Annotated in this window: 17 protein-coding genes and 1 other annotated feature; of the genes, 10 read left to right on the top strand and 7 right to left on the bottom strand. The window is 43.4% G+C overall.

What is annotated here, in order from left to right:
- Positions 1-28: 28 nt before the first annotated feature.
- From ytxJ to ccpA, 3 genes are all read left to right on the top strand, one after another.
- Complete coding sequence (ytxJ, locus tag NYE65_RS05380) at positions 29-355, top strand: bacillithiol system redox-active protein YtxJ (protein WP_057276733.1); 327 nt, start codon at positions 29-31, stop codon at positions 353-355.
- Between the two features lie 518 nt (positions 356-873).
- Positions 874-1950, top strand: coding sequence for a bifunctional 3-deoxy-7-phosphoheptulonate synthase/chorismate mutase (locus tag NYE65_RS05375; protein ID WP_034309244.1), 1077 nt, complete (start codon positions 874-876; stop codon positions 1948-1950).
- A 380-nt stretch (positions 1951-2330) separates the two neighbouring features.
- The gene (ccpA, locus tag NYE65_RS05370) at positions 2331-3335 is read left to right on the top strand and encodes a catabolite control protein A (RefSeq protein WP_048682265.1); all 1005 of its coding nucleotides are present in this window, start codon (positions 2331-2333) and stop codon (positions 3333-3335) included.
- A gap of 89 nt (positions 3336-3424) precedes the next feature.
- Here ccpA and NYE65_RS05365 read toward each other — a convergent pair whose 3' ends face one another.
- Genes NYE65_RS05365 through NYE65_RS05355 form a run of 3 tightly spaced genes read right to left on the bottom strand, consistent with a single transcriptional unit; the run spans position 3425 to position 5908 of the window.
- Positions 3425-4606: an acetoin utilization protein AcuC gene (locus NYE65_RS05365; RefSeq protein ID WP_340859985.1), complete on the bottom strand. Its 1182-nt coding sequence runs from the start codon at positions 4604-4606 to the stop codon at positions 3425-3427.
- Entirely contained in the window at positions 4599-5249 is a 651-nt protein-coding gene (locus tag NYE65_RS05360) for an acetoin utilization AcuB family protein (RefSeq protein WP_340859984.1), read from the bottom strand. Before NYE65_RS05360 ends, NYE65_RS05365 begins: the two co-directional genes overlap by 8 nt.
- Before the next feature lie 26 nt (positions 5250-5275).
- Positions 5276-5908, bottom strand: a complete 633-nt coding sequence (locus tag NYE65_RS05355) for a GNAT family N-acetyltransferase (RefSeq protein ID WP_034309235.1) — start codon at positions 5906-5908, stop codon at positions 5276-5278.
- A gap of 323 nt (positions 5909-6231) precedes the next feature.
- Between NYE65_RS05355 and acsA the strand changes: the two genes are divergently transcribed.
- Positions 6232-7950, top strand: a complete 1719-nt coding sequence (gene acsA, locus NYE65_RS05350; RefSeq protein ID WP_340859983.1) for an acetate--CoA ligase — start codon at positions 6232-6234, stop codon at positions 7948-7950.
- Between the two features lie 129 nt (positions 7951-8079).
- On the opposite strand, the gene NYE65_RS05345 is transcribed toward acsA, so the two are convergent.
- The gene (locus tag NYE65_RS05345) at positions 8080-11124 is read right to left on the bottom strand and encodes a transglycosylase domain-containing protein (RefSeq protein WP_328176326.1); all 3045 of its coding nucleotides are present in this window, start codon (positions 11122-11124) and stop codon (positions 8080-8082) included.
- A gap of 148 nt (positions 11125-11272) precedes the next feature.
- Positions 11273-11489, top strand: a binding site (T-box leader).
- A gap of 66 nt (positions 11490-11555) precedes the next feature.
- On the opposite strand from NYE65_RS05345, the gene tyrS reads away from it, so the two are divergent.
- Positions 11556-12812 (top strand): tyrosine--tRNA ligase, encoded by a 1257-nt coding sequence (gene tyrS / locus NYE65_RS05340; RefSeq protein ID WP_034309231.1) that lies wholly within the window; start codon positions 11556-11558, stop codon positions 12810-12812.
- A gap of 96 nt (positions 12813-12908) precedes the next feature.
- On the opposite strand, the gene rpsD is transcribed toward tyrS, so the two are convergent.
- The gene (gene rpsD / locus NYE65_RS05335) at positions 12909-13511 is read right to left on the bottom strand and encodes a 30S ribosomal protein S4 (protein ID WP_034309220.1); all 603 of its coding nucleotides are present in this window, start codon (positions 13509-13511) and stop codon (positions 12909-12911) included.
- Between the two features lie 441 nt (positions 13512-13952).
- The gene (locus tag NYE65_RS05330; RefSeq protein WP_034309218.1) at positions 13953-14432 is read right to left on the bottom strand and encodes a GAF domain-containing protein; all 480 of its coding nucleotides are present in this window, start codon (positions 14430-14432) and stop codon (positions 13953-13955) included.
- Positions 14433-14586: 154 nt separating this feature from the next.
- Between NYE65_RS05330 and refZ the strand changes: the two genes are divergently transcribed.
- Positions 14587-15231, top strand: coding sequence for a forespore capture DNA-binding protein RefZ (refZ, locus tag NYE65_RS05325; protein ID WP_034309217.1), 645 nt, complete (start codon positions 14587-14589; stop codon positions 15229-15231).
- Positions 15232-15245: 14 nt separating this feature from the next.
- Here the strand turns inward: refZ and hisJ are convergent, their stop codons facing one another.
- Positions 15246-16049 (bottom strand): histidinol-phosphatase HisJ, encoded by an 804-nt coding sequence (hisJ, locus tag NYE65_RS05320; RefSeq protein WP_328176324.1) that lies wholly within the window; start codon positions 16047-16049, stop codon positions 15246-15248.
- A gap of 167 nt (positions 16050-16216) precedes the next feature.
- On the opposite strand from hisJ, the gene ezrA reads away from it, so the two are divergent.
- The 4 genes from ezrA to NYE65_RS05300 all read left to right on the top strand — a co-directional run bounded on the left by ezrA (position 16217) and on the right by NYE65_RS05300 (position 20775).
- The gene (gene ezrA, locus NYE65_RS05315) at positions 16217-17911 is read left to right on the top strand and encodes a septation ring formation regulator EzrA (RefSeq protein ID WP_328176323.1); all 1695 of its coding nucleotides are present in this window, start codon (positions 16217-16219) and stop codon (positions 17909-17911) included.
- Positions 17912-18129: 218 nt separating this feature from the next.
- Positions 18130-19278: a cysteine desulfurase family protein gene (locus NYE65_RS05310; RefSeq protein WP_328176322.1), complete on the top strand. Its 1149-nt coding sequence runs from the start codon at positions 18130-18132 to the stop codon at positions 19276-19278.
- Entirely contained in the window at positions 19275-20486 is a 1212-nt protein-coding gene (gene thiI / locus NYE65_RS05305; protein WP_034309205.1) for a tRNA uracil 4-sulfurtransferase ThiI, read from the top strand. Before NYE65_RS05310 ends, thiI begins: the two co-directional genes overlap by 4 nt.
- A gap of 82 nt (positions 20487-20568) precedes the next feature.
- Positions 20569-20775 carry an alpha/beta-type small acid-soluble spore protein gene (locus tag NYE65_RS05300; protein ID WP_034309203.1) on the top strand — a complete coding sequence of 69 codons (207 nt, stop codon included), beginning with the start codon at positions 20569-20571 and terminating at the stop codon, positions 20773-20775.
- Positions 20776-22144 lie beyond the last annotated feature (1369 nt).

The following is a 22144-nucleotide window of genomic DNA, read 5'->3' as shown; positions in this document are numbered from 1 at the left end:
TTATATGACAAGGAAAGGAGACTGCTATATGGTCATGAGCAAAATCGAAACAGAAGAACAATTCAATGAGCTTCTAAAAGAGGATACATTCCTACTTTTCAAGCATAGCGTAACATGCCCCGTAAGTGCTGAAGCATTTGAACAATATGAGAGGTACATCTTAGGGAACGAACAACTTAAAACGGCCTATTTGGCCGTCCAGGAAGCTCGGCCACTATCCAATTATGTGGCAGAAACCTTTGATGTCAAACATCAATCACCTCAGGCCATCCTTTTTAAAGGTGGAAAACCTGTGTGGAATGAATCTCATTGGCGGATTACATATGATTCATTGAGTAAGGCCATTACAGAATGAATGGAAGGCCGGATCCCTTTGGTAAGGGGTCCGGCCTTTTATTATTCCATTGATTGGCGGGCCTAAGGATGTTAATCCTGGGGAAACCTTTTCTAGGGAGGCCCTTCCGTAAAGACTCTTTAAACATTTCTCGGCTTCGGACAAGTGGCAGAAGATTTAAACTTTTCTATGTTCTTGTGAAAAATGATCAATTAAATGATAGCTTTCCTGTTCTATTTCCAATATAATTCCTACAACGGATCATGTTTCAATATTCTGTGTAATCGTTTTTCTGGTATGAGCGGCACCTAGTTTTAAGTATTTATAACTTTAATGCTTAAAAGCGTTTAATTATTAAAGAAAAATATAGTGACATTTATGGACACTTCATTTATAATTGATTTAATCATACATGAAATATTCTAAATTTTTCATTGATAAAACAATCGGGGTGGATGTTCGAGGATCCGGATGGGATTTTTTTAGTTTGAATCCGCTGAACCGATTTCTATTTTAAAAAACGAAGGGATGGATTTGTAATGAGCAACAAAGAGCTTGATGGACTTCGTAATCAACTGGATGATGTGAACCTTCAGTTATTACATCTTATTAATCAACGTGCTGAACTTGTACAGGAAATTGGTCGCGTTAAAGAAAAACAAGGTGTAAACCGTTACGATCCGGTCCGTGAAAGAACAATGCTGGATCTTATCGAAGCCAATAATCAAGGACCGCTTGATCTTGGTTCGATTAAACATATTTTCAAAGAAATCTTTAAATTGGGCTTGGAGCTGCAAAAGGATGATCAGAAGAAGACGCTTCTTGTATCAAGAAAACAAAAAGCTGAAGACACGATCATCGACATCAAGGGTGAATTGGTAGGTAACGGGATCCCTAGCTTCGTTTTCGGACCATGTGCCGTTGAATCTTATGAGCAGACAGCTGCGGTGGCGGAAGTCATTAAAGCTAAAGGTTTGAAATTGATGCGCGGCGGTGCCTTTAAGCCACGTACATCTCCATATGACTTCCAAGGGCTTGGTTTGGAAGGTTTACAAATACTTAAACGCGTTGCTGATGAATACGGCTTGGCTGTCATCAGTGAAATCGTGAGTGCCAATGATATTGAAGCGGCGATCGATCATATCGATGTCATCCAAATCGGGGCGCGGAACATGCAGAATTTCGACTTGCTAAAAGCGGCAGGTGCAGTAAATAAACCAGTTCTGTTAAAACGCGGATTGGCTGCAACGATTGAAGAGTTCATTCATGCAGCGGAATACATCATGTCGCAGGGCAATGGCAACATCATCCTTTGTGAACGCGGTATCCGCACTTACGAAAAAGCAACAAGAAATACACTTGATATCTCTGCTGTACCGATCTTAAAACAAGAAACACATTTACCGGTAATGGTTGATGTAACGCATTCAACTGGACGTCGCGATCTATTGCTTCCTACGGCTAAAGCGGCTCTTGCAATCGGTGCTGACGGTGTTATGGCTGAAGTGCATCCGGATCCTTCCGTTGCCCTATCGGATTCTGCACAGCAAATGGACTTCAAACAATTTGATGAATTCTACGATGAAATTAAACGCTTGAACTGGGTAACTGTTTAAGCTAAGAATGTCTTGAATTGATCTACTTACGGCCCTTACCAACTTGGCAAGGGCTTTTTTTAATGGTAAAATACTAGTTTTTACAGAAAAACCTTCGAAATAAGCACTATTGGATTGCAGGAAAGATTCGACTATCGTATGATAAATAACAAGAATGAGAACTGTTCGGAAGATTGAGTCATACATAAAGTGATATCTATGTGAATTTTATACTTGAATAGGGTATTGAATATTTGACTGAGAAGAGAGTAGGACTGTTTTTTGTTAGGCAGATCGTTCCTAAAATAATCTTCCTTATAGAGAAAAACGCATAAAAGATTTTTTTTCGAAATAATTCGGGTCTTTTATGGGGAAAATGAAAGAAATGGAGGAATGGATGAATGAATAATATAACCATTTATGATGTGGCACGTGAGGCGAATGTTTCCATGGCCACCGTTTCCCGCGTAGTTAACGGGAATCCAAATGTAAAGCCTGCAACAAGGAAGAAAGTTTCCGATGTGATTGAAAAGTTAGGGTACCGACCGAATGCAGTGGCAAGGGGACTTGCCTCAAAGAAAACGACTACTGTCGGGGTCATCATCCCGGATATCTCGAGCATCTTTTTTGCCGAATTGGCACGGGGCATAGAAGATATAGCGACCATGTATAAATACAATATCATTCTAAGCAGTTCTGATGAGAATATAGATAAGGAATTCCATTTGCTGAATACGATGCTTGGAAAACAAGTGGATGGCATCGTATTCATGGGCGGCAACATTTCTGATGAGCATGTCAAAGAGTTTACGAATTCACCGGTTCCGATCGTTCTGGCAGGTTCGGTAGATGAAAGCGGGCAAGTTCCATCTGTTAATATTGATTATGAGGCGGCGGCATTTGACGCAGTGACCTTCTTTGCTAATAAAGGCCACAAGCATATCGCTTTTGTAAGCGGAAACCCTTCCGCGCTGATTAATGAAATGAAACTGACTGGATATAAACGAGGATTGAAAGAAGCTGGTCTTTCATTTGATGAAAGGTATATTGTTGAAGGTGATTATACATATGATTCAGGAATTGAATCTTTTGAAAAGTACCTGGAAGTTGAAGACAGGCCGACGGCATTCATCGCCGGTGCTGATGAAATGGCGCTTGGTATTGTCCATGCCGCACAGGACAAGGGGTATAATGTGCCGGAAGACTTTGAAGTGATCAGCTTCGATAATACGAGATTGACATTGATGGTGCGTCCGCAAATCACGACGATCGTTCAACCTTTATATGATATTGGTGCGGTTGCGATGAGGCTTCTTACAAAGTTGATGAATAAAGAACAAGTGGAGGAAGGTCTTGAAAAGGTGATCCTGCCGCATCGGATTGAAAACCGTCAATCAACGAAATGAACTGGTTTGGAGAGTGTCCCGAGGGCACTCTCTTTTTGTTTCTCAAACGATGACCGAACAAAAAAGATCGTTTTTCAACGATCTTTTGGTTAACTTTGTTCATTGCTTTTCGATGTTTGCTTGGAAGACCTGATGGGATAAAGGACCTTTTCAAGCGTCAGGGCATTCTTCTCGGTAATTTCAGGCTTTCTCGGAATGGGTTCGTATATATCCTCCATGTCATCCCATTCAGCCGGTAGGGGAACAGGGGACTCAGGCTGCCAGCTATCGAGCCATTCCTTTGATAGGGGACCTGAAATATCATTATTCGTCATTTCAAGCCAGACCCTCGCCCATGCCCTCGGGACGACGCGCCATATATCATATCCGCCGCCGCCTACTGCAATCCACCGTCCTTCGCAATACTTATGGGCCATTTCATGGGCCAACTTTGGTATTTCCCTAAAAATCTTCATGGTCGCAGATAAATGGGTGAGCGGATCGTAATAATGGGAATCGGCTCCGTTTTGCGTTAATATGACATCCGGTTTGAAGAATTCAATGACTTCTTTAAAGGAAGCCTTATAGCATTCGAGCCAGGATTCGTCTTCAGTGAACGCATCGACCGGGATGTTGAATGAATAGCCGTAGCCTTTTCCCTGGCCCCGCTCGTTAATCGTGCCGGTGCCGGGAAATAAGTAGCGCCCCGTTTCATGAATGGATAAGGTGCATACATCAGGATCATCATAAAATGACCATTGGACTCCGTCACCATGATGTGCATCGGTATCGACATATAAGACACGCGCACCATATTTCTTTTGCAGGTATTTAATCGCGACCGAACTATCATTGTAAATGCAAAAGCCCGATGCTTTCCCGCGGAAACCGTGATGCAGGCCACCGCCAAGATTAAGTGCGTGCAGGGACTGACCGGTCATGACGGCATCCACAGCCGTCAAGGTACCGCCTACAAGCAAGGCGCTTGCTTCATGCATATTGGGGAAGATAGGGGTATCCTCTGTTCCCAGTCCATAATTTACTGCCTTTTCAGGGGGGAGCTTTCCCTGGCCTGCTAATCTGACAGCGTTTACATAATGGTGATCATGGATCAGTTCCAATTCTGCATCTGTAGCCATTCTGGGCTTGATAATTTGATCATCATTGATGGCATGGTGTTTTTTTAATAAATCAAGCGTGAGTTTAAGGCGTTTTTGATTGAATGGATGCTCATCGTTGAATTTGTAGGTAAGGAGTTCATCCGAATAGACGAAAAGGGATGTATCATTCATGTGAAATCCCCGGTAGACTAGGCCATAAAACGGTATAGCCTTCTTTCTTCAAATCCTCCACCACCATAAATGGATTCATCGTCTGTACACGAATTACAAGAATTTTATAATCGGTTCCATTTTTTTCAGGATAAACAAGGGTGCTCAGGATATTCGTATTGCGCCTTTTAAAAATATGGGCAATATCATGAAGGGAACCTGCCTTATCCGGGATTCTGATTTCGATTTGGGAACCGGGCTGATTGACTCCTGTCAACTCAACGTATGAATGAAGTAAATCAGTACCGGTTATGATGCCCACTAACTTCCTGCCCTTTAAAATTGGAAGGCAGCTGATATTGTTATCACAAAAAACAGCCCCGATTTCTTCCACGAAATCAAGCGGGTGCCCCGTGATTATTTCCGTTTTCATGATGCTTGATAATGGTTTTTGTAAATCATTTTTGTATTCTTCGGTACGGAAAATAGAAGGGGCAGCATCCCGAATATCACGGTCGCTGACCAATCCCACAAGTTGAAAGCTGTCATCGACAATGGGGATATGGCGAATTCGTTTCTCCCTAATGATCAAGACAGCGCTATGGATGGTATCCGTTGGAGTGAGGGTGATGATATCCTCATTCATTATTGTTTCAACAATCATTTTCCTTCCTCCTCTTCCTCTCCTCTTTAATACATAAACCGATTCATAAAACGCAATTGGTCGAACTTCTGGATGGATTCCGGCGGGACTCTTTTGCCAATTCGGGCCATCAGGCAGTTGGCCGGGTGGGAACTGATTTCAGGATCATCTGTTGCAAAGTAGACCAGGCCACCCGCACTCATCATTTTTTCCATGACCTTGCGATAGTCCCAAATATTCAGCCCTGTCCCTTTCAAATCCCAATGCCAATAGTATTCAGTGGTGATGATGATGAAGTCTTCAACCGAATCGTCTTCCATCGAAAGGCGGATCAGGTTCTTCCCGACCGAGGCACCCCGGTATTTAGGGATGACCTCGATTGCACCAAGCTCAATCAGGTCCTCCATCTTGATTTCCGACCAGCGCTCCAAGGGATCGGGATATAAGTAAGTTACATACCCCACGATTGTTTCATTTTCACGGGCGATGAAGATCCTGCCCTCAGGCAAGTCTGCTATCTCTATTAACGCTTTATGCTGCAAGGCAGGGGGGCGAAAGGCGACCAAGTCTTCATGAAACTCATAAGCGGACATTTTTTCTCCGCTTAACGGTCCCTCGATGATGAGCGTTCCGCTTAATGTCTGCAGTTCCTTAGTGTAAAAGGTCTTACTATATTCCATTCTTTCACCACCCTTGTTATATAGTAATCTTACACTCTCGCATTCCGAAGCATCGCTTTTAAACCGAATGGAAAGCTTACATAAATTATACATGAAAACAAGGGGCATAATTCAGAAAGTTCAAGGCGCTTTTGTTACAGTGCCCCTTCTTTCCCGGCTATCATATGGATGCACCTTGACCATGACCATATACCAGTAACTTTCAACATTCACCAAGAAGAGATTTCCCTAATATGGAAGTGTCCAATATTTTAAAAATTGAGATAATTCGATTCTTATACTATAATAAAAATATAGAGCCGAATGAAGGGGGAGTTTGTCGTATGAATGTGAAAGCGTTGCCAGTAGTGGAAGGTAATTTTAATTTAAAGAATTATGATGAAAAATACAATAAGTTTGACTGGTCTGAGACGGAAAAGGAATTCTCCTGGTCTGAAACCGGTAAAGTGAATCTTGCGTATGAAGCCATTGACCGCCATGTCGAAACATACAAAAAGAATAAAGTGGCCCTTTATTACAAAGACGATAAAAGAAATGAAAAGTATACATTCAAGGAAATGAAAGATTATACGAACCAAGCGGCCAATGTATTCAAGACCATTGCCAATGTGGAAAAAGGTGATCGTGTTTTCATTTTCATGCCTCGCTCCCCGGAGCTGTATTTTGCATTGTTGGGTGCGATTAAAACGGGAGCGGTCGTAGGGCCGTTGTTCGAAGCCTTCATGGAAGGCGCCATAAGGGATCGTCTTGAAGATAGTGAGGCAAGTGTGATTGTGACGACACCTGAACTTTTGCCGCGCGTGCCAGTGGATGAATTACCCCATTTAAAGCATATTTTCCTGGTGGGGGAAAATATAAAAGAAGAAGGAAAGTACCATCACTTCAATAAGAAATTAAAAGAAGCCGACAAAAAATTCGACATTGAATGGGTCGATCGGAATGACGGTCTGATTCTTCACTATACCTCCGGTTCCACAGGAAAACCAAAAGGGGTGCTTCATGTTCATAATGCGATGATCCAGCATTATCAAACGGCAAGATGGGTCCTTGATTTGCAGGATGAGGATGTGTATTGGTGCACAGCGGATCCTGGTTGGGTGACAGGGACGTCTTACGGGATTTTTGGACCTTGGCTGACAGGGACCTCGAATGTCATTGTAGGCGGGCGTTTCAAGCCTGAATCCTGGTACAAGACCTTGGAGGACTTTGGTGTCACGGTATGGTATAGTGCACCGACTGCCTTCAGGATGCTGATGGGCGCGGGTGACGAGATCGTTAAGCGGTTCGATTTAAGCACTCTCCGCCATATTTTAAGTGTCGGTGAACCGTTGAACCCGGAAGTGGTGCGCTGGGGAATGAAGGTATTCAATCACCGGATCCATGATACATGGTGGATGACGGAGACCGGGGCTCAGGTCATCTGCAATTATCCTTGCCTGGAAATCAAACCGGGTTCGATGGGTAAACCGATTCCTGGCGTGAAAGCGGCAATAGTGGATGATCAAGGCAACGAGCTTCCGCCGCATAGAATGGGGAACCTTGCCATCAAGAAAGGCTGGCCTTCGATGATGAAGACCGTCTGGAAGAATGAAGCGAAATATGAATCTTACTTTATGCCAGGTGATTGGTATGTTTCCGGAGATTCCGCATACATGGATGAAGATGGTTATTTCTGGTTCCAAGGCCGTGTTGATGATGTCATCATGACGGCAGGGGAGAGGGTCGGACCTTTCGAAGTGGAAAGCAAGTTGGTCGAGCATCCAGCTGTAGCTGAAGCGGGGGTCATCGGTAAGCCGGATCCGGTTCGGGGGGAGATTATCAAAGCGTTTATCGCCCTTCGTGATGGATACGATGCGAACGATGAGTTGATTGAGGATATTCGTACATTTGTGAAGCATGGTTTAGCAGCACATGCAGCACCTCGTGAAATTGAATTCAGGGATAAACTTCCTAAAACAAGAAGCGGTAAAATCATGCGCCGTGTCTTGAAAGCTTGGGAACTTGATTTACCAACCGGTGATTTATCATCGATGGAGGATTGAGAAACTGAGTCATACTGATTATTGAAAATGAAAAAGGCATCCATTGTCACTTTCATGGATGCCTTTTTGGGAGATTATAAGGAAACAGGCTGTCGGGGTTACCCGACAGCCTGTTTTAGTTCAAGAGTGTCATTCTTCCTCATCTTCCGCTTTATCCGTTTCTTGCTCTTGATCATTGACTGTGCCTTGATCTTTGTCGTTCCCTTGAATTTCTTTATCTGTAATCTCTTTGTTTTGATCTTTGTCTTGAACTGGATCTTTTTCTTTATCCGTTTCCGTTTCATTTTCTGGTTGTATATCTTTTTCCGGTTGTTTATCTGTATTTTTGTCTGGACCGTTCTCTTGTTTTGAGTCTGTTTTTTTAACTTCGTTAACTATTTTATCTTTTCCGCGATCATCTTTATTTTTCGTGGAATCCTCTTTGGAACTTGTCTTTTTAGCGCCGCTTTCAACATGTTGGGAAGGGGCTGATTCTTTACCGACAATGTCGACGGCCGTTACGTAATAAGATCCGCCAGAGCCGACTTTGTAAACAAGATTCTCCCCAGCATTGATGCTCGCCACTTTTTTGCCGTCTTTATAGACACGATAACCGACGACATCTCCTTCATGATGCAAGCCCCATGTAATCTTACCGTTGCTGATCGTTATGGATAGGGGATCTGGTGCTTTGCCATTATCATTCAATTTCGCTGTCGCCCCGACGACATTTCCTGATTTTTCGGCTCCGGGAATCACGGAGCCCGGGTCAACGACATATCTCAACCCGATATCTGCAAAGGAATCTGGATTCAACATGAACCCGCCGCTTTTGAATTCGCCAGGTGTTTGCGGAAGGGCTGCGTAGCGTTTGCTGCCCACTGATACATATTGCCCATCTATGAAACTATCATCCGCCCTGGATGGAGCATACTTGGCGATGAATAAATCCGATTTGACAAGCCCGGCCTTTTGGCATGAGCTTGAAGGCAGCAGTCCTGAAACGCCACAGAAGGAACGGCTGACAATTCCGCCAGGCATTTCGAATCGCTTATCGGGGTCGATGAGTTTAGGGTCGACTTTATATGCGGCATTCATCAGATCTGCCCAATAATACAAATTACGTTTATTATATTCAAGACCATTATAAGTCCCTTGCAAGGATTTCGGCTTGTCATAACCGAGCCATGTCCCGAACGATACATTCGGGTTGCTGGCTACAAACCAGGCATCCCAATAGTTTTGTGAAGTACCGGTTTTACCTGCCCAATCGCTTGAGAAGGCAAGGCGGTTCCTGACTGAGGCCGCCGTCCCGCTGTTTACGACATCACGCATCATATCGAGCGTCAGGTAAGCGGCTTGCGGAGAGAAAACATCCACTGGTTTCACTTTATGCTGATAGATGACTTTGCCATCCTTCGAAACGATTTTATCGATCATATAAGCATCGATGAATTCTCCTGAATTGGCAAAAGTGCCATATGCATTGACGTTTTCTTCAACGGTTACACCCTTTTCCATCGCACCCAATGACACGGCAAGATTGGAGTAATCCCCTTTCGTAACGGTGGAGAAGCCCATTTTTTCCAAATACGAAGCGGGGCTCAGGTCTATGATTTTCTTGTAAAAGAGCGCTGCCGGGATGTTATAGGAATTCTTCAGGGCCTCGCGGGCAGTCGATACTCCCGTATAGCTGCCGCCGCCATAGTTTCCTGGACTCCACGGTTTGCCGCCTGTTGGAATGGAGATCGGCACGTTGGCCGATACGCTGCCAGGCGAGATCTTGCCCAGCTCGATGCCTGGACCATATATCACCAGCGGCTTCATCGTTGATCCGTTAGAGCGCAATGATGCGGTGGCGTGGTTCGTCTGTTCCCGCTTGAAATCGCGGCCGCCTACGAAACTGATGATTTTCCCTGTTTTATTCTCGATAAGAATCGCTCCGGCCTCTACGGGCTGGCTCACGGTCTTCATTTCCTTCGTATCCGGGTCGGGGACTTGCGCCAGTTTATCGTACCCGAAATTTGGATAGTTTTTCGTTACTTCCTGCATCTTGTCATAAATCTTTTTGTTGACGGTCGTATATACCTTATAGCCATTTTGCCGCAGCTTACGGTCGGCAAGTGCTAGATATTGAGCTTTTAAATCATCATTCTTTAAATCCTTCTCTTCATATCCATCTTCTTTTGCAAGACTGACAGAGAGGATTTCGATGGAGCGTTTTTCGATTTCATAGGTGAGCCATGGATATTTCTCGGATGGCATCTCCGTTTTACCGATAAAGTCTTTAGTAATGTCGTATGCGTTTGCTTTAGCATATTCTTCTTTTGTTATGTACCCGTTACTATACATCCGCTTTAAAACGGTTTTCATCCGGTTGATGCCGGGCTTTTGATTTTCCTTCAATTTTCCATTCTGGGTATATGGTGTATATCCGAAAGGGCTTTGCGGCAATCCAGCGATAAAGGCTGATTGGGGCAGTGTCAGATCTTTGGCCTCCACGCCAAAAATACCTTCAGCGGCGGACTCGACCCCGGCGATGTTACGGCCTGAAGAGTTTCGTCCCAAAGTGGAGACGTTTAAGTACGTTTCCAAAATCTCTTCTTTTTCAAAGAACTTTTCGACCCGGAGCGCAAGAAGAATTTCTTTTGCTTTCCGTTCAAACGATACTTCGTTGGTCAGGATCTGGTTTTTAATGAGCTGCTGTGTTAATGTACTTCCTCCCGATTGGACGGTTGCATTCGAAAATTCCTGGTAAATCGCACGCAGGATGGCTTTCGGGACAACCCCGTCATGCTCATAAAAATACTCATCTTCTGTAGCGATGACTGCATTTTTAAGATGCTTGGAAACTTTATCGATGGACACTTCCTCACGCTCAAGGTCACTCTTAAGCTTGCCCAAGTATACTTCATCTGCAAAGTATACTTCAGAGGTCTCTTCATAATTGTAAATGTCTTTTTTCAAATCTTCTTTTGAGCGTACTGGCTCATCATTGACGAGGGCAGCGAAATAGCCGGCTCCGACACCGCCGGCGAATGAGAATCCTAGGATCCCGACAATAATGAGGATCAGTGTTAAATTCCAAATGACTTGGTATGTAACCCGCGCGTTCTTATGTGTTTTTTCACTTTGGAAAAAACGGGTCAGCTGCTTCCAGACTGTTTGAAATCTATCTTTTTGATTATTATTCATCGTATCATACCCCCTGAAATCACATATATTATAGCATACAACCGGTAGGGGAAAGGGCATCTTTCTTATTTTTCTATAATCTGTAGGGTGATGTTGACAAGGATTCTTATGTATGATAAAAGTTTATTAACAACAATAAAATGATTAAATGATCGCGATGATAGGACCCAGTAGTCAGACTATCCCTGTTTCAGAGAGCCGGTGGTTAGTGGAAATCGGTACAAATGGTATGATGAATTACTTCCTGGAGCATTTGCTGTGAAATGATTAGTAGCAGGAAACGGCTGACGACCGTTATTCGTCTTGAGCGGAGGGCGTATTATGTCCTCAAGTTGGGTGGTACCGCGAATTCATTCGTCCCTTCATATTTATGAAGGGGCGTTTTTGTGTGCTTTTTGCGGGTTTTTTCTAAGATGGAGGAGGAATATTTAATGGAATTGCTTAAAGACCTCGAGTGGAGAGGAATTATTTATCAACAAACGGATGAAGAAGGTTTTAAGAACCTTTTGGAAAAAGAGAAAATTTCTTTATACTGTGGTGTCGATCCAACTGCGGATAGTATGCACATCGGTCATCTATTGCCATTCTTGACATTGCGCCGTTTCCAGCAGCACGGTCATCGTCCCCTTGTGCTGGTAGGCGGTGCGACAGGACTCATCGGTGATCCTAGCGGTAAAAAAGAGGAACGTCAGCTGCAAACGCTGGAAAAAGTGCTTTATAATGCAGACTGCATAAAAGGGCAGCTATCCCACATCTTTGAATTCGACGGTGAAAATGGTGCGGTCATGGTCAATAACTATGACTGGATAGGCAAAATCGATATGGTTACGTTCCTGCGTGATTACGGGAAATACATCGGCATTAACTACATGCTGGCAAAAGATACGGTTGCTTCCCGCTTGGATACGGGAATTTCCTTCACTGAATTTGCGTACACGATTTTACAAGGAATTGATTTCGGTCATTTATACAGCAATTACGACTGTAAATTGCAAATAGGCGGCAGTGATCAATGGGGCAACATTACGACCGGCCTTGAAATGATCAGGAAATCCAATGATGAGAATGCCAAAGCATTCGGTATGACAATCCCGCTCGTAACGAAAGCGGATGGAACGAAATTCGGTAAAACGGAAGGCGGAGCGATATGGCTTGACCCGGAAAAAACGACTCCTTATGAATTTTACCAATTCTGGATCAATACAGCAGATGCAGATGTCGTGAAATACCTTAAATTCTTCACATTCCTATCTCGTGAGGTGATTGAAGAGTTAGAGCAATCCGTACAAAACGAACCGCATTTGCGTAAAGCGCAAAAAGCTTTAGGGGAAGAAATGACCCGTTTGATTCATGGTCAGGAAGCTCTTGACCAAGCGATCAAAATCTCTGCCGCCCTATTCAGCGGTGAGGTGAAGAATTTAAGTGCAGCAGAAATCAAATTGGGCTTTAAAGATGTCCCTAGCTTCGAACGTGAAAGCAAGGAAGATATCGGTTTGGTCGATTTAATCGTTGAAGCGAAAATTTCGCCATCAAAGCGTCAAGCCCGTGAAGATATTCAGAACGGGGCAATTTCCATAAATGGGGAGAAAGTGACCGATCTGCAATATGTAGTGACGGAAGCTGCCAAGATTGAAGGGGAGTTCATCCTCGTTCGTCGCGGCAAGAAGAAATACACATTAGTGAAATGATTGTCCAAAGCCCGGCTGAATCCCAGCCGGGCTTTGTTCTGCAAAGGTGTTTAGATGCAAAAAAAAACCCATCCAAGGATGGGTTTTTTGAAGTTATTAACGAGAGTAGAACTCAACGATAAGAGCTTCGTTAATTTCAGCAGGCAATTCAGAACGTTCTGGTAAACGAGTGAAAGTACCTTCTAATTTCTCAGCATCGAAAGTAAGGAAATCAGGAACGAAGTTAGTTGCTTCAACTGATTCTTTGATGATTGAGAAGTTGCGTGATTTTTCACGAACTGAGATTGTTTGTCCAAGAGACACTTTGTAAGATGGAATGTCTACGCGGCTTCCGTCTACAGTGATGTGACCGTGGTTAACAAGTTGACGTGCTTGACGACGTGTACGAGCTAAACCAAGACGGTAAACTAGGTTGTCAAGACGTGATTCAAGAAGAATCATGAAGTTTTCACCATGTACACCTTTAAGTTTGCCAGCGCGGTCGAACATTGTGCGGAATTGACGCTCAGTGATTCCGTACATGTGACGAAGTTTTTGTTTCTCTTGTAGTTGCATTCCGTATTCAGAAATTTTTCTACGTTGGTTAGGACCATGTTGTCCTGGAGCATAAGGGCGTTTTTCTAATTCTTTACCAGTACCTGTTAGGGAAATTCCTAAACGACGGGATAGTTTCCAGCTTGGGCCAGTATAACGAGCCATAGGATGACTCCTCCTTTAAATGTTTTTATTTTGGTAAAATAAAAACCGTGTGAATGTACGATCATGACCATTTTGTTTTCATGTACCTTCGCCCTAGCAGCAGAGGGTTACGAGATACACCTCTGGATTGAGGAACAAAATGAGAACATAAAGGCTATCACATAGGCTGCAATATTTTACACAAAGAGTATTGTATAATATTCTGCTCAATGAGTCAAGGACAGTTGTGATAATTATAGAATAGAGAATGGCGGCAGGAAAAATTCAATTTAATAATGAGATAATGAAAACAACAATAGGGATGGTTTCCGGGATTACTTGGAAGCCCTTGCCAAAAGGGCCGGTGGGAAGTTATATATTGAGAAGGGTTCAGGAAAGGGTTTGTACCTGGGTACTGAAATGGAAAAGGGAGCAGGCATGGGTTGCCGCTCCCTTTAATTTTTATAGATGATTGGAAAGGATTTCAGCGAACTTCTCCAGTCCTTGCTGATCCATTTCGTCAAAACGGTCCGTTATCGGGCTGTCGATATCGAGGACACCAAGCAATTTGCCATCCTTCATGAGCGGGATGACAATTTCAGATCTTGATGCCGCATCGCAGGCGATATGTCCAGGGAATTGGTGGACATCCTCAATGCGCAGGGTTTTTTCAGTTGCCGCTGAAGTCCCGCATACGCCCTTGCCCATTGGAATGCGGACACAGGCCGGAAGCCCCTGGAAGGGTCCCAGTATTAATTGGTCTTCTTCATATAAATAAAAGCCAACCCAGTTAATCTCATCGAGAAACTGATTAAGTAAAGCTGCCGCATTGCTTAAATTGGCTATCCTGTTCGTTTCATCTTCGATTAAGGCAAGTAGTTGTTTTTGGACCAGTTCATAGTTTTTTTCTTTTTTTCCTTGATACATTTCGACATTAAACAAAAGCGTTCACCTGTCTTCCTCATATTTTTACAGCACTTTCTAATCATGATGCTCCATTGTTGGGAAATTGTCGAGAACTTACTAAAGGATTCAGGCTCTTTCGTGAAGAAGTAGTCCATAAGACTTGTCTCAAAGAAAGCGAGGGATTGCCTGAATGAATCGCCAGACGCCAACGAAACAAGCCATTGTGGATGCTGCATTGCATCTATTTCATTTAAAAGGCTATCATGCTACATCCATACGGGATATTGCGAATAAAGCGAAAGTGAACGCTGCCAATATTGCCTACTATTTCAAGAATAAGCAGGGATTGCTGGAATTCTGTTTCACTTCCTATTTAGAAGAATATATCCTGGTCCTTGAGACGAACATGACGCTGCTTGAACTTAAAGGCCCGCAGCATTGCTTGATGAACCTTGTAAAGGATATTCTCGCTTTCCAGAGGGAAAACTTCCTTGCTGCAAGATTCATATATGGGGAATCTTCACTCGATTCCAATTTAAACCGTGAAATTCATTCGACTTATTTTACAAAGGAAAAGTCTTATTTTCAATATATATTGGAACAAGGAATCAAGAGCAGGAGTTTCCAGCAGGTCTCCGTTCCCATGTATATGCTGCAGTTGAAGGGATTATTGACGGCCCCTGTCCTGCATACCCATTATGCGATGGATGTGCTTCATGTATTCCCGCAGGAAGCGTATTACACGAATATTTATGCCAATGAAGTCGGGCGTTTTCTGCAAGATACCCTTTTCATTGCCGAAGACCTGCAGCCGCTGTTAGCTGGCCGGGGCTGAGGTGAAAACATGAGTTACCCATTATACCCTGCAATCAGTGCCTGATGGCCCTGACCCAAATCTTTAGCCTGATGGGCATCGGAACCATAAATGAGCGGAATGCCGAGTTCTAAAGCACGCTTTGCAAATCGTTCAGGAGGGTAGGGTTCACCGCATAGCGGCTTTACAAGCCCAGCTCCATTATAATCCAGTTCATACCTTTGATCCTTGATCATTTCGAGAACCTTGTAAACCCGCTCGTCAAAACTTGATGCCGGCGGATATCGATGCTGGAATTTATGGACAAGCGTAATGTGCCCGATCCGTTTTGGTTTATAAATGCCTAAATCAGTTTCTATTGATTTTTCCAGTGTATCGTAATATTTGGCATACACCGATTCCACTGAACCTAGTTCATTGGCAATCTCAGCAAACCCATTTTGGCTGAAATCGATGCAATGCCAGCTGTTTTGATGCTTGATGAAGTGAACGGAAAGTATACTATCATCAAGGAATTCTCCGATTTCGTCGAGGAATTCTTTTGTTTCTTTTTCATACCCCTCTATAAAGTCAACCTCCAGACCTGTTTTGATCAGGATTTTGTCTTTATGGCGTTCTTTCAGTACGCGGAGCTCTTGAAAGTAATCCAGGAGCAGGGCAGCGTCCATCCCGCTGTCTTTTTCAGGCGTAGGATCTTGAAAATTTCGTGGCAATGGAGCATGTTCCGTAAATGTGATTTCCTTTAATCCTAGCTCGATTCCCCGCGTAATATATTCATCGAATTTATCCGTAGAGCCGTGTGGGCAAAACGGAGTGTGCACATGACCGTCAGCTTTCATGGTCCTTCCCTCCCAAAAAACAGGTATTTGTAGCAATTTTCTACAAAAAAATCATTTTTCTCGTCAAAAATTATTGCTAACATGGTATCATAAAAGCATTAAATTTAACATTTTTACAATTCATATATAAATAGCAAGACTGTAAGGACTAGAACAGGGGGCTTACCATGGATTACATAATTGGGGTAATTGTATTAATTTTGATTTTCATCATTTGGGGTTATTTTTTCAAAAAGAGATATTTTAAAGAAATCGATCGACTGGAATCCTGGAAAATAAGCATCACGCACCGCCCCGTGCTGGAAGAGCTTTCTAAAGTCAAACAATTGAACATGACAGGTGAAACAGAGGAAATGTTCGAAAACTGGCGCATTGAATGGGATGCCATCATTACGGATCATATGCCCGAAGTCGAAGAGCTTTTATTCGATGCCGAGGAATTCGTCGATAAATACCGTTTCAGCCGATCAAAAGAGATACAGCGTAAAATTACAGTCAAGCTGAATGAAATAGAGGAAATGATCAAAAAGATCCTATACGAACTGAATGAACTCGTAGGCAGTGAGGAAAAGAATCGATTGGAAATTGAGGATATCAAAGATTCCTACCGTCAATTGAAGAAATCCCTGCTTGCACACAGGCATAATTATGGGAAAGCGGCTGATAAGCTGGAAAGCTCCTTGGATGAAGTGTTGCAGATCCTTCAGAAATATGAAGAAGAGACCGTGAACGGCAATTATTTGAATGCGAGGGAGCTTGTTCTCACCATTAAGGACAAATTGGCGGTTCTGTCAGTTAAAATGGAAATGCTCCCAAAATTATTGGTAGATAGCCAATCCGAGCTGCATTCCCAGCTTAATGAATTGAAGGATGGTTATGAGGAGATGTCGGGACAGGGTTACCTGTTGAGCCATATCCAATTCGAGCAGGAGATATCACGGCTTGAGGAAGAACTGGATCTATATAAAACACAATTGGAAAATGCCGAAACGGAAGCAGTGGAAAAAGGCATTAAAGAAATGCGCGAAAGCATCGAGGTTCTTTATGACCTTTTGGAAAAAGAAGTACTTTCAAAACAGTATATCTTGAAAAATGATGAAATTCTCAGGAAAACGATTAGTGACCTTGAATATGAAAACGATAAACTTAAAGTTGAAACCATACATGTTCAACACACGTATCATCTGACGGAAAATGAGCTCGATGCCCAACGGAAAATGGAAAAGCAGATTGCCCAGATTTCAAAACGCCATCAATTGCTCGTCTTGAAAATGGAGGATAATGTGATGGCAAGCTCGCTTATCAGCGAAGAGATGCAGGGGCTTGCAGTACAGTTGAAGGAATTACAGGAAAATCAGAAGGACTTTACCGTTAAATTACAGGCTTTACGAAAAGATGAAATGGATGCCAGGGATTCACTGGCAGAATTGAAGCGCAAAATGGTCGATACTGGACGCTTAATTTCAAAAAGCAATATTCCAGGTCTTCCAGAAGAGTATAAAGTGGTGCTTCAGGATGCCAAAGAAAGCATGGATGACGTTCAGGGTAAACTTGAAGAAAAGCCGCTTGAGATGGCCGCTGTTTATATTTATTTGGAAAAAGCGGTTCAACAGGTGGATAAGGTCCACGAAAAAGCCCAAGAATTGATCGAGCATATGTATTTGGCCGAAAAGGTGATCCAATTCGGAAATCGTTATCGAAGCAGCCACGATATGGTAGCCGAGAGCCTAAGGGAAGCCGAAGAGAAATTCCGAAGCTATGAATATCAAGCTGCATTGGAAACGGCAGCCACTGCCATAGAAAAGGTCGACCCAGGCAGTTTACGAAAAATCGGTGCGAACATAGAAGAAGTCCTTTCCTGAAAACCCGCCATGGCGGGTTTTTTTCTTTTTGTAGATTAGGTGGGAAGTTAAATCATTCTCTGGAATATAAAGAAGCGGGTATCCTATCATTCTTGGATCAGTGTTTTACATTCTCTTTCAAATTCAATTATGTTAATATTAGAAGTTGCAACAGCAACATTGAAACTTATATTTAGAAGAGTGACCATCATAGATATAAAAACATGGAAGGTGAACCCATGATTTATTTTGACAATAGTGCAACAACAAAACCATATCCCGAAGTAATCGAATCATTCATGAAGGTTACTTCGGACTATTTCGGGAACCCCTCTTCGCTTCATGGACTTGGGGTGCAATCCGAAAAACTGCTTTCCGCTGCCAGAAAGCAGATTGCTGATTTATTAAAGGTGAAGAGTTCGGAAATATATTTCACTTCCGGCGGAACGGAAGGAAATAATCTTGCCATTAAAGGGGCAGCCCACGCTCAGGGAAATCGCGGCAAACACATAATCACGACAGCGATTGAACATCCTTCTGTAGAAGACGCATGCCAATCATTGACGAGAATGGGATATGAGATCACATATCTTCCCGTTAACGAATTTGGACAAATTGATGTAACCGATCTTAAGGATGCATTGAGGGAGGATACCATTCTGGTTTCCGTCATGCATGTTAATAATGAAGTTGGCTCGATACAGCCGATTGCTGAAGTGGGCAAATTGTTAAAACAATACCCAAACGTGCTCTTTCATGTCGATAATGTACAGGGAGCAGGCAAGGTTTCGTTATCATTGCGTGAAGCCAATGTGGATTTATGTACAATTTCCGGCCACAAGGTTCACGGTTTGAAGGGGACGGGCATCCTGTATGTTCGTGAAGGCGTTCGGGTCGACCCGCTTTTCCATGGTGGCAATCAGGAAACGAAAATCAGGAGCGGCACTGAAAATGTTGCGGGAATCGTCGCCCTTTCGAAGGCTTTGCGTATTAGTATGAACAATCAATTGCTGTATCATGATAAGCTTTCGCAAATCAAAACTTATTTATATAAAGGATTGAAGGAAATGGACGGGGTGTTGGTTAACAGTCCCGAAGAGGGTGCACCCCATATTGTGAATTTTTCCGTTCCGGGTCTTAAATCCGAGGTATTGCTGCATGCACTGGAATCGGAAGGAATATTTGTTTCGACGACTAGTGCCTGTTCTTCGAAAAAAAGGACGGTAAGCAAAACGGTGGACGCGATGTACCATCATTCGGCTCGTTCCGAAAGCGTCATCCGTATCAGCACTACCTATGGAAATGAAATGGAAGAAGCAAAGCAAGTTCTGGCGGCGATACAGAAAATAGTCGCTAATTTAGAAAAAATAATGAGGGTTGCTAAATGAAATTTGATCATATAATTATCCGTTATGGAGAAATCTCCACTAAAAAAAGAAACCGTAAAGGCTTTGTAGACAAAATGAAGGCACATATCCGCTGGAGTTTAAAAGATATAGAAGGCGTAGTGCTGACAGCCAACCGGGAGCGGATGTACGTTCTCCTGAACGGTGCTGACCATGTGCCGGTCATTGACCGATTGAAAGGCATTTTTGGTATACAGTCATTAAGCCCTGCAATAAAAATAGAGCGTGATCTGGAAGTGATGAAAACGGCCGCATTGTATTACCTTAATCATACCCTTGAAGAGGTAAACACGTTCAAAATCACGACAAAACGCGCCGATAAGGATTTTCCATATAATACCGATGAAATTAACAGGGCAATCGGCGGGCATTTGCTCCGAAATACAGAAGATTTAAAAGTAGATGTAAAGAACCCTGATTTGAACCTGCTAGTGGAAGTGAGACGCGAAGCCGTGTATTTGACAGGTGAAATCATCCAGGGTGCAGGCGGTCTTCCATTCGGTTCAAGCGGGAAGGCGATGCTGATGCTTTCAGGCGGGATTGATAGCCCTGTTGCAGGCTTCCTTTCGATGAAACGGGGATTGGACGTGGAGGCGATCCATTTTTACAGCCCGCCGTTCACAAGCGAGCGTTCACGTCAAAAGGTCATTGATTTGGCAGGTAAGCTGGCAGAAATTAATGGAAGCATGAAAGTGCATATCGTTCCATTTACGGAAATCCAATTATTGATTCAAAAACAAATCCCGGAAAACTACTCAATGACTACAACCCGTCGTTTAATGATGCGGGTCGCCGATCGCATCCGCGAAAAGGAAGAAGCCATGGCACTTATCACCGGTGAAAGCCTTGGGCAGGTTGCAAGCCAGACGATGAGCAGCATGTTTGCCATCAATGAGGTGACGAATACACCGATCCTGCGTCCGCTGATTACCATGGATAAGACAGAAATCATCAAAATAGCAAGAGAACTCGATACTTTTGAAATATCCAATCTGCCGTACGAGGATTGCTGTACGGTCTTTACGCCGGCAAGCCCAAAAACGAAACCGAAACGTGAAAAAGTCAATTACTATGAAAGTTTCGTCGACTTTGAATCCTTGATTGAAAAAGCGGTCTCCGAAACAGAAATATTAACGGTTAAACCGGGTCAGACTTTCGATAAGGAAGAAGCGATGGAAGATTTATTCTAGTATCCTTTAATTACCAATAAAAATGTGCGAATGAAGCCATGTGTTTTAACACACTCTATAATCACAAGGAGGTGAAACACACATGGCAAACAACAACAGCTCAAACGAATTATTGGTACCTGGAGTTGAACAAGCTCTACAACAAATGAAATATGAAATCGCTACAGAATTCGGCGTACAACTTGGTGCCGACACAACATCTCGCGCTAACGGTTCAGTTGGTGGAGAAATCACAAAACGCCTTGTTCAAATGGCTGAACAACAATTAGGCGGAGGTTTCAACAGATAATTTCATAAATATGGCTACAGAGAGCGGGTTTTAAGACCCGCTCTCTTTACGTTTGCAGACTGAATTCGTGGACGCCGATTTAATAAATTACTTAGTTTTACTACATATTTTTTACTGTTTTATATAATATGAAACATATTGGAATGAAAAAAAGTGCGACATTCCTGCTAGCCGAGACCCCACCGAAAGGGAGTATGTGTAATGACTTCCACTCCAGGCACTCGCTTTCCGCGGGGTCTCCCTTGGCCACGCTTTTTCCGCAGGAGTCTCGTACCTTACGTTCCAATCACTGGAACTTCTTTTTTAAGAAGCATTGTAGGGAAACTGCCTCCTCATCTCCAATTCGTCTACAGTTGGGCAGTTCCATCAATTTCCCGGCAAAAGGAGTTCCGAATTGCTCTCGCCTCGAACCAAAATTTTAAAAGTAAACTAGATTATCCTTCGGTATTCCTTAAAGGGTTGAAGAGATGTGCGACACTGCCGAATAACTGGCTAGCCGAGACCCCACAGACGCTTGCATCGAGGAGGCTTGGCAGATAGTCGGCGGAAAGGGAGCGGATCTCTGAAAGTGGGTATGTGTAATGATTTCCACTCCAGGCACTCGCTTTCCGCGGGCGGTCCGTGAGCCTCCTCGGCGCTCGCCTGCGGGGTCTCCCTTGGCCACGTTTTTCCCGCAGGAGTCTCGTACCTTACGTTCCAATCACTGGAACTTCTTTTTTAAGAAGCATTGTAGGGAAACTGCCTCCTCATCTCCAATTCGTCTACAGTTGGGCAGTTCCATCAATTTCCCGGCAAAAGGAGTTCCGAATTGCTCTCGCCTCGAACCAAAATTTTAAAGGTAAACTAGATTACCCTTCATAGTTTTTTTAGTATTCCTTAAAGGATGGAAGAGATTTGCGACATTCCTGCCGAATAACTGGCTAGCCAAGACTCCACAGGCGCTTGCGCCGAGGAGGCTTGGCAGACAGTCGGCGGAAAGGGAGCGGATCTCTGAAATCAACTGGAATGTTTTCTTGAAAAAACTGCAGGCTGGTCTCATCCCGAATATGTTTAAGACTAGTTTATCTTTTAAGTTTTTTTCAGTATTCCTTAAAGGATGGAAGAGATGTGCGACACTCCTGCCGAATAACTGGCTAGCTGAGACCCCATGGGCGCATGCATTGATGAGGCTTGGCAGATAGTCGGCGGAGAGGGATCGTGTTTAGAAAATCAGCGGAATTTTTAAAAAGAAAAACTGAAGGCAAACTCACTTTAGGAATTGTCTACAGGCTTAAGGGAGCGGATTCCTACACCCGCTCTCTTTTTTAATTTGTAAAAATAAATAGAAATTTTAGAGAAGTATCTTGTATAATGAGTAGGTACTAAGAGT

Source organism: Peribacillus sp. FSL R5-0717, from assembly GCF_038002945.1.
GTDB lineage: Bacteria > Bacillota > Bacilli > Bacillales > DSM-1321 > Peribacillus > Peribacillus frigoritolerans.
This window is presented reverse-complemented; position numbering and strand designations above follow the sequence as displayed.